Below are 15308 nucleotides of genomic sequence, written 5' to 3'. Positions count from 1 at the left end.
ATCTTAAATTTTCCTCCCACTCAATCTTTTTCTCCTATCATATCACAGAAATTCATTTTCAGCTATCTAAACATATTCGTACAAAACGCTGCTCATAATGCTGACATATGTTAGCGTCCTGTGAGCAGCGTACTCTTTTCGATTATTTATTTCTCATGCGAAATCATATTTTCTATAAAGATTCCATATCCTCTGGTGGGATCTTTGACAAATACATGGGTCACTGCACCTACAATTTTTCCATTTTGCAGGATGGGGCTGCCTGACATACCTCTTACAATTCCGCCGGTGATTTCCAGAAGCTCCGGATCTGTCACTTTGATAACCATGCTCTTGTTGGCATCGCTGTTATTCAGGTTGATCTTCTCTATCTCGATCTGATATTCTTTTCGTTCACCTGTGATCTCACTCAGGATGGCTGCCGGACCAGTCTGAATTTCCTGGCGGTAAGCGACTTCCAGTTCTTCTATCCCCTCTATTTCCGCTCTCACTCCATCAGCTCCTGATATGCCCGATCCAGTTGTATCTGCTTCACTGATCATCTTGCCGAATATTCCGATCTCTGAATTCTCTGTAATGGTTCCCAGCATGTTTTCTGGCTGGTAATCGATGATTCCCCCCACTTCTCCCGGGCTGCCGTCCATTCCTTTTACAATGGAGCAAACTTTCGCATTGTATATGTTCCCGCCTTCCAATGTGAGTAATGTACTGGTATCGATGTCATTGATGCCGTGTCCCAGAGCGCCGAAGGTTCCATCTTCTGCTACGTAAGTCAAAGTTCCGATTCCCTGCGTATCATCCCTGATCCAGATTCCTGCTTTATATTCTTTTTTTCCTGTCTGTACCACCGGAGCCTGCAGTTCTATGATATCCGAGTCCCGCAGTACCGTCAGTTTCACTTCCCCATCCACTGCCTGACTGATCTGCTGCACTACCTCTTCTTTTTCTGACACAGGAATATCATTCACAGCCAGAATATAATCCCCGGAATGCACCAGATCTCCGCCCGGATTTTTCGGTTCTCCGTTGATATCACATACTTCTCCCGTTCCCACTATTAGCACACCTTGCGTTTTCATATAGATACCGATTGGTATACCACAGGGAACAATCTTCTGCCGCTCCACAACATCTACTTCGACTTGTTTTACAGGAATGGTTCCAAACAGACTACACTGCACTGTATAACTATCATTCATATCTCCATCCGCAGTTCCTGTCATTGTCAGGTTTTCGGACGGTATATCTGATTTTCCCTGACTGTCAGCCACCACCACTTCTTCCAGCCAGTCTGGAAATGTATTCTGGAAAATCTCTGTTTTCGGATCATCCGATGCTGCCGTCAGACGATCCGGAATTTTTGTATATAGATCCAGCCAGAATAAGACACCGGACAGCCCGGCAATCAGGGTAAGATCCAGTGCCATTTTTCTTCTGACACGCTTCTGCGTAGTTTTTCCCATCTGCTCACATCCTTTCCCTTTTTTGGAATTTATCCTAAAAATGCTTTATGGATCATTTTTTTACAGGTCCATCCTTGTTTCAGCCTTTTGACCCTGGCATTATAAAAAGAAGGATACCGTTTTGTGATTCGATATCCTTCTTAGTATGTGAGCTATGCATTTTTGTACTCTAGTATTTTTTTGTTGCGTCTGCCATTTCCTTCATCTCACGGGCACTCTTCAGTGTAGTCTCGGTAATTTGTGCGCCGCCCAGGATTCTTGCCAGCTCTTCTTCACTTTCAGTGTGGGACAGTTCCCGAATACCGGTCTCTGTCACTCCATCTCTGACATTTTTTTCAATATAATAATGATGGTCTGCCATGGATGCGATCTGCGCCAGATGGGTGATGCAGAGAACCTGACGGCTTCTTGCTATAACAGCCATCTTCTCTGATACCTTCTGCGCCGTCCTGCCACTGATTCCCACGTCGATTTCATCGAAAATCAATGTCTCGGTCTGATCCTTGTCTGCCAACACGGTCTTGATTGCCAGCATGATTCGTGACAATTCACCACCGGATGCCACATCACCCAGTGGACGCATCGGGGAACCTGGATTCATGGAGATCATAAAGCAGGCTTCGTCAAATCCATTTGCAGATAAAGGTGCACTCGAAGATACTTCTAGATCAAATCCTGTTTCCAGAAAATTCAGGTCTGCAAGCTGTATTCGAATCTGTTCTGCCAGTCTCTGTGCATATTTTTTTCGAATCTGGGACATAGCTTCTGCATTTTCCCGCAAATGCTGCTCCTGCTCTTCATAGTCTTTCCGCAGATCATCCAGATATACATCATAATTCTGCAGTTCTTCCAGACGTTTTTCTTTCTCGTCCCGGTATTGCTGAATTTCTTCAACGGAATTTCCATATTTTACCTTTAAATGATTGATGAGATCCAGACGCTTTTCCAGCTTCTCAAATTCATATTCGTCAAATGTCAGATCATCCAGATACCCGGACATCTCCCGGTTGAAATCAGACAGCAAATTCTCAATCTCTGCCAACTGACTTCCCAGACTCTGCAGCGGTTCATCATATTCCTGCACGGTCTGAATACGCTGCAATGCAGTGGAGATCAGATCTGCAGCCGCTGCACCGCCACCGTTATCTCCGGTAAGCGCATAAGCTTCCCCTGCACTTCCTGCAATTTTTCTGGCATTGAACAGCTTTTTATACTGCTGCTCCAGTTCTTCATCCTCTCCATTTTTCAATTCAGCCTGATCAATCTCTTCTATCTCAAACTGTAGAAAGTCCGTCTCTTTTTTTCTGGTACTTTCATCCAGAGCAGATGCTTCCAGTTTCTTCTTAAGTGCCGCATAACTGCTGTAAATCTCACTGCCTTTTTCTTTATAAGGTGCCAGTTCTTCTTTTGCATATTCATCCAGAATCTGTAAATGATTCTTTTTATGAAGAAGTGACTGATGTTCATGCTGTCCATGAATATCAATCAACAGGGATGCAAGCTCCCGTACCTGAGACAGTGTCACCGTCTCTCCATTGACCTTGCTGATACTTCTTCCTCCTGTCAGACGACGGGACAGAATTACCTGTCTGTCTTCTACAGACAGTTCCATCTGTTCGATCTTCTCCCTTATGCTGGGATCTTCCACAGAAAATACCAGTTCCACCAGCGCGGATGTCTCATCTTCTCTGGCAAATCCTTTAAAACTCTGCATGCCCAGAGCCACATTAATAGAGCCGATCAATATAGATTTACCGGCTCCGGTCTCTCCTGTTAAGATATTCAGCCCTTTTCCAAAATCAATATCCAGTTCCCGGATCAGTGCCATATTTTTTACATGTAAATTTAACAGCATACAATTTCCCATACTCCCGGCGGGGAGCTCCTTTATTTAAAATCCAGTATTTTCTGGATCTTATCCATAACCAGCAGTGTGTCATCTGCACTGCGTATTGCACACATAATCGTGTCATCTCCGGCAATACATCCGGCGATTTCCTTCCAGTTCAGCGCATCCATGGCCGCTGCCACAGCCATTGCCATTCCTGACACCGTGCGGATCACCAGAATGTTCTGTGCCATATCCATGGATACAAAACCATCCCGCAAAATACGAAGATATTTTTCATCCAGTTCACTGCTTGGCGTATTCATTACCACATAACGCTGCCTTCCACCATCCACTGCCACCTTGGTCAGCCGCAGTTCACGGATATCTCTGGACACGGTAGCCTGCGTAACACGGAAACCTGCTTCATTCAGGCGTCTGGCCAGTTCTTCCTGTGTATCAATATCATATTGATTGATTAACTCTACTATTTTTGCATGTCGCTGAATCTTCATATGCCCTCCCGATCAAGTGCCGCTCATTTTCCTTCTCAGTGTCTCCAGAAAACTGATCTGATCTACTTTTACAAACTGTACGGTGCTCTGTGCCTTCTCTATCTCGACTGCATCCCCGCAGGTCATCTCTACAGTGGTATCTCCGTCAAAAGATACTTCTGCCGCTTCTTCTGATTCCTTTCTCCTGCCAATGACCACTTTTACATTGGCTGTATCCGGAAGAATGACACTTCTGGCATTCAGTGTGTGCGGTGCAATCGGTGTGATCAGAATCAGTGATGCTGACGGCGATACAATCGGTCCTCCCGCTGACAGATTATACCCGGTAGATCCGGTCGGCGTAGAGATAATGATTCCGTCTGCGCTGTAATCATTCAGGAAGCGGTCGTTAACATAGATCTGGAAATCCATGACATGAATCCTGCCGCTTCGCGCAATCACAATATCATTCAGTGAAACATCAGAGAGGATCTCCCTGCCTCCCTGCCAGACCCCACCCTTCAGCATCATATGTTCTTCTTTGATATATTCATCCAGAATCAGATGATTCAATGCTTCTTCGATATGTTCCTGGTCCACCTCTGCAAGATAGCCAAGGGTTCCAAGATTCACTCCAAACAACGGAAGATGCCGGTCAACCAGATCTCTGGCTGCACGAAGTACCGTACCATCTCCTCCCAGCACCAGCACACAATCCACATCTGCCGGTACTTTTTCCGGATTCGTAGACTTATAGCTTCCCAATGGACACTCTTCTTCTCCCTGAATGGTACATGCCACATCTCTGCCCTGAAGATACTTCTGAATCCACTGTGCTACTTTCTGTTCCGGATCCTTCTGCACATTCGTTATGACGTAAAAATGCTTCATTCTTTTTCCTTCTTGTCCAGGGATTCATGCGCCAGCCGCACCGTCTCACTGATATCAAATAACGGTTCTTCTATGGCACTGCCCTCTGGTTTTTTCTGTAAATGCAAGAGATATTCAATATTTCCCTCCGGTCCCTTGATCGGAGAATACTCCAGATTCAGTGGCTGGAAGAAAATACTCTTAGCGTAAGCTGTTACCATCTCAATGACTTCCCTGTGCACTGCCGGATCTCTGACTACACCTTTTTTGCCCACCTTTTCCCGTCCGGCTTCAAACTGTGGCTTGATCAGGCACGCGATCTGTCCGTTCTCTGTCAGCAGATTTCTTACCGGTAAAAGTACCTTGGTCAGAGAGATAAAGGAAACATCGATAGAAGAAAATTCCACCGGCTCCTGTATATCTTCCGGAACCACATAACGGATGTTGGTCTTTTCCATGCAGATGACTCTTGGATCCTGTCTCAGCTTCCAGTCAAGCTGTCCGTATCCCACATCTACAGAATACACCTTAACGGCTCCATTTTGCAGCATACAGTCTGTAAAACCGCCTGTGGAAGCCCCAACATCCATGCAGACTTTTCCATTTAATGTAATATCAAACTTCGCCATGGCTTTTTCCAGCTTCAGGCCGCCACGGCTGACGTATTTCAAGGTATTGCCCTTTACTGTAATCTCTACGGTATCAGCAAACATGGTACCGGCCTTGTCTTCCCGTTCTCCGTCCACCAGCACGCAGCCTGCCATAATCAGGGCTTTTGCCTTTTCTCTGGATGGTGCAAGCTGACGCTGTACCATCATTACATCTAATCTCTCTTTCATTTTGTCAGTCCTATATATTCTATTACAATCTTCTTTATGATGGACTCTGCATCAATTCCACATTCCTGTTTGAGCAGATCCACATTTCCGTGCTCTACATAATCATCCGGCAGGGCAATTACCATAGCTCTGGTCTGGCTCTTTATCTCATTGAGATAATCCAGCACTGCCTCCCCAAATCCGCCGGCTTTTACATTTTCCTCCATCGTCACAAGCAATTGATGCTCTGCCTGAAGGGTACGGATTGCTTCCTGATCCAGTGGTTTTACAAATCTGGCGTTCACCAGCGTACAGCCATATCCCATCTGTCTTAAACGGTCACGCACTTCTACAGCAGTCTTTACCATACTTCCCACTGCCAGCAGCGCAATCTCATTCTCATCGTAGATCGTTTCCCATTTGCCATATTCAATCGGCAGACGGAACCTAGACAGTCCGTCATAGGCTTCTCCTCTCGGATAACGCAGGGCAATCGGTCCGTCATAACGCACTGCAAACTTCATCATATCGGAAAGTTCCCATTTATTTTTCGGTGCCATTACTGTCATATTCGGAATCGAAGACAGATAAGACAGGTCAAATATTCCCTGATGTGTTTCTCCGTCACTTCCTACCAGACCGGCACGGTCTATGGCAAAAATCACATGCAGATTCTGAATGCAGACATCATGTATCACCTGATCATAAGCCCGCTGCAAAAAAGAGGAATAAACTGCAACCACAGGCTTCAGTCCTGCAGCTGCCAGTCCTGCGGCAAAGGTCACCGCATGCTGTTCGGCAATGCCCACATCAAAAAAACGATCCGGGAACATATTGTGAAACCGCTTCAATCCGGTTCCGTCCGGCATTGCTGCTGTAACAGCCACTACATCCGGCTCACGGTCTCCCATCTTCCGCATAACGGTAGAAAAAATATCTGTATAATTGGCTTTGATTCTCTTTTTCTTTGGCAGACCGGTCTCAATCACAAATGGCTCTGCTCCATGGAATCTGGCCGGATGACGCATCGCCGGTTCATAGCCCTGTCCCTTCTGGGTACAGACATGCAGCAAAACTGCACCGTTTACCTGCTTTGCTTCTTTAAATGCCCTCAACAGCTGATCAATATCATGTCCGTCATACGGTCCCAGATAGGTCAGTCCCATCTCTTCAAACAGCATGCCGGGTACAAAAAACTGCTTGATGCTGTTTTTCGTCTTACGAATACCACGTATTAACTGCTCTCCGCGGCCAGGCAGTCTGGATAAAGTATTTTCCACTCCTGCTTTCAGATTCTGGTATCTTTCTCTTGTGCGTACCTGATTCAGATACTCAGAAAAACCTCCTACATTTTCTGCGATGGACATATTGTTATCATTCAATACAATAATAAAATTTCGTTTCAGCCGGGATGCATTGTTCAATGCCTCCCATGCCATGCCTCCTGTCAGAGACCCATCTCCGATAACAGAAACTACATAATTGTTATCTCCCTTAAGCTGGCTTGCCATGGCATAGCCTAATCCTGCAGAAATTGATGTGGAGCTGTGCCCGGTATCAAAGGCATCACAGGCACTTTCTTTCCGTTTCGGGAAACCGCTCATACCGCCATACTTACGTAAAGTATCAAATCCATCTCTTCTTCCGGTCAGAATCTTGTGGGTATAAGACTGGTGTCCCACATCCCAGATCATCTTATCTTCCGGCAGATGAAAGGACAGATGCATTGCCATCGTTAATTCCACTACACCCAGATTAGATCCCAGATGTCCACCATTTTCACTGATCTTTTCAATGAGAAAAGCACGGATCTCCTGTGCAAGATTCGGCAAATCCTTTTTATCTATCTTCTGTATATCATTTTCCCTTTGAATACTGTCCAAAATCATATTATTTCTCCCTGGTGACCAGTTCCAGGATCAGTCTGCGCAAAAATGGATTCTCTCTGTTCAACTGATCCAGCGTATGAATTGCTCTCTCTGAGATCTCTTCCACATCTCTTCTGGCTTTCTCCAGTCCTTCCATGGTCACGTACGTTGTCTTATGATTCTTCTCATCACTGTTTACCGGCTTGCCAAGCACCTGGCTGGAGCTGGTTATATCCAGAATATCATCCTGAATCTGGAATGCCAGTCCCACATCAGAAGCAACCTGCTCGATCTGTGCAGTCTCTTCCTCACTTGCTCCTGCAAGAATAGCTCCTATCATCATAGAACCCTCAATCAGTGCACTGGTCTTCAGACGATAGATAAAATCCAGCATTCCTCGATCCAATGGATTGCCTGACTGCTGCACATCCACAGACTGTCCTCCGATCATTCCGGTAATTCCTGTCTTCTTTGCCAGCACTGCCATGGCCTTTCCCACTGCTGGATTACACGGTTCCATCTCAAAACCTTTGCTGGCAGTCTCATATGCCAGATTCAGCAGACCATCCCCGGCAAGAATCGCCATTGCTTCTCCGTACACAATATGTGTGGTCTTTCTTCCACGGCGATATTCGTCATCATCCATTGCCGGAAGATCATCATGAATCAGCGAATGTGTATGAATCATCTCCATTGCCGCCATAAACGGCTCAACCACCTGTGAATTGCCCCCAAACAGCCGATATGTCTCCTGCATCAGAAGGGGACGCAGACGCTTTCCTCCGGCCATCATACTGTAATTCATTGCCTCCAGCAGGGTTTTCTGATATCCGTTCTCTTCCGGAAGATACTGATATACCGTTTTCTGTACTTCTTCTGTTCTTTTTGTTAACTCATCCCTGAAAGTCACTGTACTCACCTTCCTCATTTATGATCTGCATCTTCTTTTCCACTGTATCCAGCTTCTCATTGCAGCTTTTAATCAGTTTCATTCCTTCCTGGTATGTCTGAAAAGACGTCTCCAGTGTTGTATCTCTGTTTTCCAGAATGGAAAGTAATTCTTCCAGTTTTTCAAAAGATTCTTCCAGTGTGAGATCTTCTTTTTTCTTGTCCTGTTCCATCATCAGCCTCACTTATCTGCTTTCTTAGTGCCTTTTACTTCTGCCTGAATCTGTCCGTCCGAGACATAGATCTGAAGCAGATCTCCCTCCCGCACCTGATCCACTTCGGTCACTTTGTGTCCCTTCTCATCTGCAGTATAGGAATATCCCTGACTCAGCTTGTCCAGCGGAGAGAGTCCCTTCATACGTTCTGCATACAACAGCATCTGATGCCGCTTATTCTTCAGCACCTGGCTCATAAGATACTGCAGCTTCTCCTCTTTTTCCGTCAGAATCTGGTACTTTTCCCTGATCTGGTTCTGTGGACTCAAGCCATTCATCCTTGCCTGAAGATGACGTACTTCTCTTCTTCCGTCCTCGATACGGTCTCGCATACGTGTCTGGAATCGTTCTTCCCATTTCTGTAACTGTTCCTGAATCCCAAACATATCTGTCACCGCAAGTTCTGCCGCAGCAGATGGTGTAGGTGCCCGCAGATCCGCCACATAGTCCGCTATGGTAAAATCTGTCTCATGCCCTACCGCTGATATGACAGGCGTGTTACACTGAAAAATGGCTCTTGCCACTTTTTCCTCGTTAAATGCCCACAGATCCTCCATGGAACCGCCGCCTCTTCCTACGATAATTACATCCACATCACTCTGATCCAGGATCTCGATGCCGCGCACAATACTGTCTGCTGCGCCTTCACCCTGTACCAGCGCAGGATATAATATGAGCTGCACAAAAGGGTTACGACGATAGGAAATATTCATGATATCCCGAATTGCCGCACCAGTCGGTGCTGTTACAATCCCCACACGTCTGGAAAAAGCAGGAATCGGCTGCTTATATTCCGGGGCAAACATCCCCATATCCTCCAGTTCCTGCTTCAGTGCCTGAAACTTCTCATATAACAGACCGATGCCATCCAGCACGATCTCTTTTGCATATAACTGATATTTGCCGTCCCGCTCATACACACTGATGCTTCCCAGTACAATCACGCTCTGTCCGTTCTGCATGCGGAACTTCAATCCGTTCCTGCTGCCCGCAAACATGACACATGCCAGACTTCCTGAATCATCCTTCAGTGAAAAATAAATATGACCGGATGTATGGTACTTACAGTTGGACACTTCTCCCTTCACATAGATCCGGTTCAACATAAAATCCTGGGTAAACATGTTGCTGATATAGCGGTTTACCTGCCTGATGGTATATATGTTTCCCATAAATTCTTCTGACTAATCTGCCAGTTTTGCCAGTACACCGTTTACAAATGCCGGTGAATCATCTCCGCCGAACTTCTTCGCCAGTTCCACTGCTTCATTGATTGCAACTTTAACCGGAATGTCTTCATCCATCTTCATCTCATAAACAGCCAGTCTCATAATAGCAAGATCCACTTTGGACATACGGTTTACCTTCCATCCTTTGGATGCTTCATTCAGCATCTTATCCAGGTCCTCAATCTTTTCCTCGATCTTGTGGAACCTGTCACGGATATAAGCTGCTTCTTCCTCAGTAGGCACTGCTTCTTCTACTTCATCCAGATAACGTTCTGCCTGCTCGTTCAGTTCTTCTCCCTTATAAAATTCCAGTAAAAATAATAACTTAAAGATATGTTCCCGAATTTCTCTTCTGCTCATCTTACACTCCTTTAATTCTCTGATAAGAAAAAGAATCCTGCATGCAGGATTCTCCACCTGCGGTGGGTTGCCACCGCAACGTATTTATTTTCCGTTCTCCATTGTCACATTGGCAATCTTAATGTTTACATTCTCCACTGTAAGACCTGTCATGCTCTCAATGGCGGTCTTCACTCTTTCCTGAACCTTTTCGCAGGTCTTTGGAATACTGTAGCCATAATCAAGATTCAGCGCAAGATCTACACTCACCGCATCATTCTCAATGGCAATCTTCACTCCCTTGGAAAGATTCTTGATACCAAGCTTGCTCACCAGTTCGTTGGTGATATTGCCAACCATGCTTGCCACACCCTTTACTTCTGTGGCTGCCAGTCCTGCAATAATTGTCACTACTTCATTGGATATCTGAACCTGACCCATTCCGTCAATGCTGCTCACTGTATAATTCTTCTGAACTTCTTCTTTTCCCATACCGGAGACCTCCTTCGCGGTGTTTCCTGATCGTACCTGTTTTTGTATCTTCACAAATCGAATCAGGCACTCCTAATCAATTCTAACACTCAGTATAACAAACTTTCCTGTCTTTTTCAAGTCGAACGTGAGAACTACTGGCGTCCGAATTCAGCCAGTTTTAATCCCGGGTTACGGTCCAGTGTCATGCCGATGCTCCAGGAATTTACCCAGATCAGCAATGGATTGCCCTTCATATCTTTCACCTTCTTCATATCGGAAGTACCTACCAGCTTATTCAGGTCAAAATCTTCATTTTCGATCCAGCGGATATGCTCGTAAGGCAGATTTTCCAGACGGATCTCTACGTTGTATTCATTTTCCAGACGGTACTTCAGTACTTCAAACTGCAGTACACCAACTACCCCAACGATGATCTCTTCCAGTCCGGTATTGTACTCCTGGAAAATCTGAATAGCACCTTCCTGGGCAATCTGGGTAATACCCTTTACGAACTGCTTTCTCTTCATGGTGTCCACCTGACGCACTCTTGCAAAATGTTCAGGTGCAAATGTCGGGATTCCCTCATAACAGAACTTCTTGCCTGGCATACAGATGGTATCACCAATAGAATAGATGCCTGGATCAAACACACCGATAATATCTCCCGCATAGGCTTCATCTACCACATGGCGTTCCTGTGCCATCATCTGCTGTGGCTGGGAAAGACGCTGCTTCTTGTCGCCCTGTACATGATATACTTCCATGCCTGCATCGAATCTTCCTGAACAGATACGCATAAAGGCAATACGGTCTCTGTGCGCCTTATTCATATTCGCCTGAATCTTAAATACAAAAGCAGAAAAATCTTCCTTAATCGGATCAATCACACCGATATCTGCCACACGCGGAAGTGGTGATGTAGTCATCTGAAGGAAGTGCTTCAGGAAGATCTCCACACCAAAGTTGGTCAAAGCAGATCCGAAAAATACAGGAGAAAGTTCTCCCTTGTCCACCAGCTCCTGATCGAATTCTGCACTGGCTCCGTCCAGCAGTTCAATCTCATCCATAAGCTGTCCGTAATGGTCTTCTCCCACGAATTCCTTCAGTTCCGGTGAATCCACAGAGATCTCTTCTGCCATACCTTCTTTTGTTCCTTTTTCGGTATCCTTAAATATCGTTACTTTTCTGCTTCCACGTTCATATACGCCCTTGAATTCCTTACCGGAACCAATCGGCCAGTTAATCGGACAGGTGGCAATGCCCAGTTCCTTCTCAATGTCATCCAACAGTTCAAAGGTATCATTGGCATCGCGGTCCATTTTGTTGATAAAGGTAAAAATCGGGATATGACGCATGACACATACCTTGAATAACTTTCTGGTCTGTGCCTCTACACCCTTGGAAGCATCGATAACCATAACTGCGGAGTCAGCCGCCATCAGGGTACGGTAGGTATCCTCTGAGAAGTCCTGATGTCCCGGCGTATCCAGAATGTTGATACAATAGCCATCGTAATTAAATTGAAGAACAGAAGATGTGACAGAAATACCTCTTTCTTTCTCAATCTCCATCCAGTCTGATACTGCATGACGGGCAGTTGCCTTTCCCTTTACAGATCCTGCAAGGTTGATGGCTCCTCCATAAAGCAGAAATTTCTCTGTTAATGTTGTTTTACCTGCATCCGGGTGGGATATAATCGCAAAGGTTCTTCGTTTTTTTATCTCACTTGTAATATCTGCCACTTTCTTCTCCTCCATATTCAAGAATACCTCGGCATTCTTGCTGCGAGATGCGCGTCATGCAATGCATGACATACTTCTTCTGCGCATCTCTGCAATCCTGTCCGGCAATTCACTCTATAATCATCTTAACCCGTAAATTCTACCAGAGGAAAGAGCCGCTGTCAAGGCGGCTCCACGTTTTCCTGTATTCTCTTATTCCGCACTCACCGGAGTGATAATAATGTTTTCTCCCGGTATTTCTGCTTTTCTCTTCACAATGTCTTCTATCTGGGCTCTCTGACTGTCGGATATCTCAGCCATGTTGATCACCACATCGGCACTGTTATCCGTAATGCTTACCACACTGTCTTCAAACCCTTTTGCATCTAACAAGAGTTCCGCTGCCGCTTCGCGCTCCGCTATGTCGGTAAGAGACGTGATGCTGTCGATTGCAGTCTGTTTCTGCTCCTCGGCAATGGTGTCATTGTTGATCACTTCCATCAAGGCCTCTTTATTCTGGGCACGAAGCTGTTCTCTTGTCAGTTTTGCGGATGCGGAAAACTCTGAACCGGTTACACTGGTCAGTACCGCTTCTCCTGGTGTGTCCGTTACTTCCCCTTCCTGCGTCACGTCATAACCATTTTCCACCAGTACCTGTTCTTCCTGGGATGTCTGTCTGGATACAGCCTCTTCCAGTTGTGTTCCCGAATAGTTCAAGTACCCCGCCACCGCAATCATCACTGCCAGAGCGGTGATAATCATCTGGTTCTTCTTTACCATATGTTTCACCTTTTTTCCTCCTTTAATACATCATCTTCATTACTTTGATTTTATGCGCTTCAATACCAAATAATGCCATAACTGCCTCGGTTATATTCGCGGCTACTACCGCATTGTCACCGCCCTGGGCCAGAACCAGTACCCCTTCGATTTGAGGTGCCAGTGACTTCTTCACATAGGGAGATTCATTCCCCTGGTCATCTCTTTCATATACCGTAGTTTCTTCCCTGTTTTCCTGTTGGCTTTTTGTTCCATTCTCATCATCGCTGCCGTTCTGGCTCATCTGAATCGTATAAGGTGTGTCCTTTTCCACCACATTTTCCCGGCTGACCGATTCGGTGATCATCACTTTTACCTGCCCTGCACCTTCCATCTGTCCCAGTAATGTCTCCAGTTTTTCTTCATACCGCTGTATTTCCTGCGCCGGGCTTTCTGAATCCGTCGTATCCGACTCTGTCATTATCGGTATGTCAGTGTCTTTCTTCGATGGAAAAACTACGGTCATAATCAGTATGCCCGCCAGAAGCAAAACGATCCAGTGTTCTTTCCTGATTTCCCTCCAGTTTACCGGTATCACTTGATTTTCTGCCTCCTTCCTCCTTTTTCACGATTGTTCTATTCTGTTATTTATTCCCTGCCACACTAATCTGTACCTGTGAAAGACGCAAGTCATAGGACGCCGCAAGATTTTCTCTCAGTCTGTTTTTCCCTTTTGGATTCTCCAGCAGATATACTTCCATCTTTTCCATCTGCATGTTCTCCCCCTGGCTGAGAGTAACCTGTACCCTCTGCACTTTTCCTCCATAGTATTCCGTTCTTTCCTGTATCTGTCTCTCCAGTTCTCTGCAATAGCTTTGACGGATCTGCTCATTCTGAAGTTCCTCCAGTTCTTTCCGGGCTTCCTGAAGCTGCATACTCTCTTCTTTGATCTGCCACTTCCAGACTGCCTGTTCCAGCTTGCCTTCAAAAGAAAAGATCTGTAACACCGGCTGAAACAGTACCAGTACAAAGACCAGCCCACCGGTAAATTTCAGATATTTCTGCCAGTTTTTTCCAGGAAGAATCTGATACAGAAGTTCCAGAAAACAGATACAGAATACCATCTGTTTCAGCCATTCTCGCCAGTCACTCATACTACGCCTCCCGCAGTTGTCACAATGGCAATGGTGAGGAAAAACATGACTCCGGTCACTGCCACTGCCATCAGCAAAAGTGCTACTGCATCTGCCATTTTGTCAATACACTCTGCAAATCTGGGATCTGCCAACGGCTGTATCACCGCACTGACCAGTTTATACAGAAGCAGGCAGATCGTAAGCCGCAGCACCGGACGGATACAGATATACAACAGCACCAGCATACCTCCTGCTCCCACTGCATTTTTCAATACCGCTGCCGTACTTAAAATCGTTTCTGTTACACCGCTTAAGGTATTTCCCACTACCGGGATGGCACCTCCTGCCTTGATCCAGATAGAATTTTTCATGGTATCCAGTGCCGGGAAAATCAGTTTCTGTATGGTCTGTACACCGATTACCAAGGCAAACAGAGATCTTAACGTCCAGCTTACCACATCCTTCAACAAATCTGTCATTCTGGACAGATAAGATTCCCTGGTCACATTGTTTAACATGGCAAACATTACATAGCAGTTGATGCCCGGAAGCAGTACATACCGGATCAGACTCTGTACCATGGTAATCAAAAATAACGTTACCTCATAGAATCCCACTGCCGTAAGCTGCCTGGCTGCCAGTGACGCTGCCAGCAGATACACAGGCAGAAGAAGCCGCATAAATTCCAGAATATTCCCCATAGTCTTTTCCGATACCCGGCTCAGTTCCCCAAAGCTTTCCAGTAAAAGCGTCAAAAGCAGCAGATACACCATATAAAAGGCAATTTCCTGTATTTTGCTCTCAGAAAATGCTCCCATAAGACTTGAAAAAACAGAGGCCGTAATTGCCAGAATCAGAATCTGCACAATTCTTGTCCTCTGTTTCTTCATTTCCGAAAACAGTGTATTTTCCATTATTTTCCATATATTATCCAGCGAAAACGGCAGCTTTCCCTGACAAAGCTGCAAGATCATATTCCGAATATCCAGATGATCCTGTGGCAGCATCTCATCCACACTTTGCTGCACAGACTGAATATTCAGTTCTTCCATGTACGTTTCCATCTGTGTATCCTGGGCATACACTCTGCCAGCCATGACATACAAAATGATGCACAACAGCCCCATCCTCATTCTATATCTTCTC

General features: G+C 45.6%; 16 protein-coding genes. All 16 read right to left on the bottom strand.

Features of this window, described 5'->3' with window-relative positions:
* Positions 1 to 146 precede the first annotated feature (146 nt).
* Entirely contained in the window at positions 147 to 1463 is a 1317-nt protein-coding gene (gene spoIVB, locus H8716_RS10005; protein ID WP_249308588.1) for a SpoIVB peptidase, read from the bottom strand.
* A 169-nt stretch (positions 1464 to 1632) separates the two neighbouring features.
* Positions 1633 to 3318, bottom strand: coding sequence for a DNA repair protein RecN (gene recN, locus H8716_RS10000; protein WP_249308586.1), 1686 nt, complete (start codon positions 3316 to 3318; stop codon positions 1633 to 1635).
* A 32-nt stretch (positions 3319 to 3350) separates the two neighbouring features.
* Positions 3351 to 3806, bottom strand: coding sequence for an arginine repressor (gene argR / locus H8716_RS09995; RefSeq protein ID WP_249308584.1), 456 nt, complete (start codon positions 3804 to 3806; stop codon positions 3351 to 3353).
* A 12-nt stretch (positions 3807 to 3818) separates the two neighbouring features.
* A complete protein-coding gene (locus H8716_RS09990) occupies positions 3819 to 4676 on the bottom strand; it encodes an NAD(+)/NADH kinase (protein WP_249308583.1) in 858 nt (285 codons plus the stop codon).
* On the bottom strand, positions 4673 to 5494 hold the full coding sequence (locus H8716_RS09985; protein WP_249308581.1) for a TlyA family RNA methyltransferase: 822 nt from the start codon (positions 5492 to 5494) through the stop codon (positions 4673 to 4675). The genes H8716_RS09990 and H8716_RS09985 overlap by 4 nt, the downstream gene beginning before the upstream one ends.
* A complete protein-coding gene (gene dxs, locus H8716_RS09980) occupies positions 5491 to 7362 on the bottom strand; it encodes a 1-deoxy-D-xylulose-5-phosphate synthase (protein WP_249308579.1) in 1872 nt (623 codons plus the stop codon). The genes H8716_RS09985 and dxs overlap by 4 nt, the downstream gene beginning before the upstream one ends.
* Position 7363: 1 nt before the next feature.
* On the bottom strand, positions 7364 to 8251 hold the full coding sequence (locus H8716_RS09975; protein ID WP_249308577.1) for a polyprenyl synthetase family protein: 888 nt from the start codon (positions 8249 to 8251) through the stop codon (positions 7364 to 7366).
* Positions 8235 to 8465 carry an exodeoxyribonuclease VII small subunit gene (xseB, locus tag H8716_RS09970; protein ID WP_249308575.1) on the bottom strand — a complete coding sequence of 77 codons (231 nt, stop codon included), beginning with the start codon at positions 8463 to 8465 and terminating at the stop codon, positions 8235 to 8237. Before xseB ends, H8716_RS09975 begins: the two co-directional genes overlap by 17 nt.
* Before the next feature lie 5 nt (positions 8466 to 8470).
* Positions 8471 to 9676, bottom strand: coding sequence for an exodeoxyribonuclease VII large subunit (xseA, locus tag H8716_RS09965; RefSeq protein ID WP_249308572.1), 1206 nt, complete (start codon positions 9674 to 9676; stop codon positions 8471 to 8473).
* A 12-nt stretch (positions 9677 to 9688) separates the two neighbouring features.
* Complete coding sequence (gene nusB / locus H8716_RS09960; protein WP_249308571.1) at positions 9689 to 10093, bottom strand: transcription antitermination factor NusB; 405 nt, start codon at positions 10091 to 10093, stop codon at positions 9689 to 9691.
* An 84-nt stretch (positions 10094 to 10177) separates the two neighbouring features.
* Positions 10178 to 10564 (bottom strand): Asp23/Gls24 family envelope stress response protein, encoded by a 387-nt coding sequence (locus H8716_RS09955; RefSeq protein ID WP_249308569.1) that lies wholly within the window; start codon positions 10562 to 10564, stop codon positions 10178 to 10180.
* Between the two features lie 134 nt (positions 10565 to 10698).
* Positions 10699 to 12288 (bottom strand): peptide chain release factor 3, encoded by a 1590-nt coding sequence (locus H8716_RS09950; RefSeq protein WP_249308567.1) that lies wholly within the window; start codon positions 12286 to 12288, stop codon positions 10699 to 10701.
* A gap of 192 nt (positions 12289 to 12480) precedes the next feature.
* The gene (locus H8716_RS09945) at positions 12481 to 13047 is read right to left on the bottom strand and encodes a SpoIIIAH-like family protein (RefSeq protein ID WP_283243088.1); all 567 of its coding nucleotides are present in this window, start codon (positions 13045 to 13047) and stop codon (positions 12481 to 12483) included.
* Positions 13048 to 13069: 22 nt separating this feature from the next.
* The gene (locus H8716_RS09940; RefSeq protein WP_249308562.1) at positions 13070 to 13624 is read right to left on the bottom strand and encodes a stage III sporulation protein AG; all 555 of its coding nucleotides are present in this window, start codon (positions 13622 to 13624) and stop codon (positions 13070 to 13072) included.
* Positions 13625 to 13670: 46 nt separating this feature from the next.
* Positions 13671 to 14180: a stage III sporulation protein AF gene (locus H8716_RS09935; RefSeq protein ID WP_249308560.1), complete on the bottom strand. Its 510-nt coding sequence runs from the start codon at positions 14178 to 14180 to the stop codon at positions 13671 to 13673.
* Positions 14177 to 15226, bottom strand: coding sequence for a stage III sporulation protein AE (locus H8716_RS09930; protein WP_249308558.1), 1050 nt, complete (start codon positions 15224 to 15226; stop codon positions 14177 to 14179). The genes H8716_RS09935 and H8716_RS09930 overlap by 4 nt, the downstream gene beginning before the upstream one ends.
* Between the last annotated feature and the right edge of the window lie 82 nt (positions 15227 to 15308).

The sequence above is a fragment of the Jingyaoa shaoxingensis genome (genome assembly GCF_014385005.1).
Taxonomy (GTDB): domain Bacteria; phylum Bacillota; class Clostridia; order Lachnospirales; family Lachnospiraceae; genus Marvinbryantia; species Marvinbryantia shaoxingensis.
Note: the sequence above shows the minus strand (reverse complement) of the source record. Positions and strands in the feature narration are given on the sequence as shown.

Excerpts from the sequence above, each read along its gene's own strand:
- nusB (WP_249308571.1), bottom strand. The coding sequence starts at position 10,093 with ATGAGCAGAAGAGAAATTCGGGAACATATCTTTAAGTTATTATTTTTA.
- H8716_RS09985 (WP_249308581.1), bottom strand. The coding sequence starts at position 5,494 with ATGAAAGAGAGATTAGATGTAATGATGGTACAGCGTCAGCTTGCACCA.
- H8716_RS09935 (WP_249308560.1), bottom strand. The coding sequence starts at position 14,180 with ATGAGTGACTGGCGAGAATGGCTGAAACAGATGGTATTCTGTATCTGT.
- xseB (WP_249308575.1), bottom strand. The coding sequence starts at position 8,465 with ATGATGGAACAGGACAAGAAAAAAGAAGATCTCACACTGGAAGAATCT.
- H8716_RS09945 (WP_283243088.1), bottom strand. The coding sequence starts at position 13,047 with ATGGTAAAGAAGAACCAGATGATTATCACCGCTCTGGCAGTGATGATT.
- recN (WP_249308586.1), bottom strand. The coding sequence starts at position 3,318 with ATGCTGTTAAATTTACATGTAAAAAATATGGCACTGATCCGGGAACTG.
- H8716_RS09955 (WP_249308569.1), bottom strand. The coding sequence starts at position 10,564 with ATGGGAAAAGAAGAAGTTCAGAAGAATTATACAGTGAGCAGCATTGAC.
- H8716_RS09930 (WP_249308558.1), bottom strand. The coding sequence starts at position 15,226 with ATGGAAACGTACATGGAAGAACTGAATATTCAGTCTGTGCAGCAAAGT.
- argR (WP_249308584.1), bottom strand. The coding sequence starts at position 3,806 with ATGAAGATTCAGCGACATGCAAAAATAGTAGAGTTAATCAATCAATAT.
- spoIVB (WP_249308588.1), bottom strand. The coding sequence starts at position 1,463 with ATGGGAAAAACTACGCAGAAGCGTGTCAGAAGAAAAATGGCACTGGAT.
- dxs (WP_249308579.1), bottom strand. The coding sequence starts at position 7,362 with ATGATTTTGGACAGTATTCAAAGGGAAAATGATATACAGAAGATAGAT.
- xseA (WP_249308572.1), bottom strand. The coding sequence starts at position 9,676 with ATGGGAAACATATATACCATCAGGCAGGTAAACCGCTATATCAGCAAC.
- H8716_RS09990 (WP_249308583.1), bottom strand. The coding sequence starts at position 4,676 with ATGAAGCATTTTTACGTCATAACGAATGTGCAGAAGGATCCGGAACAG.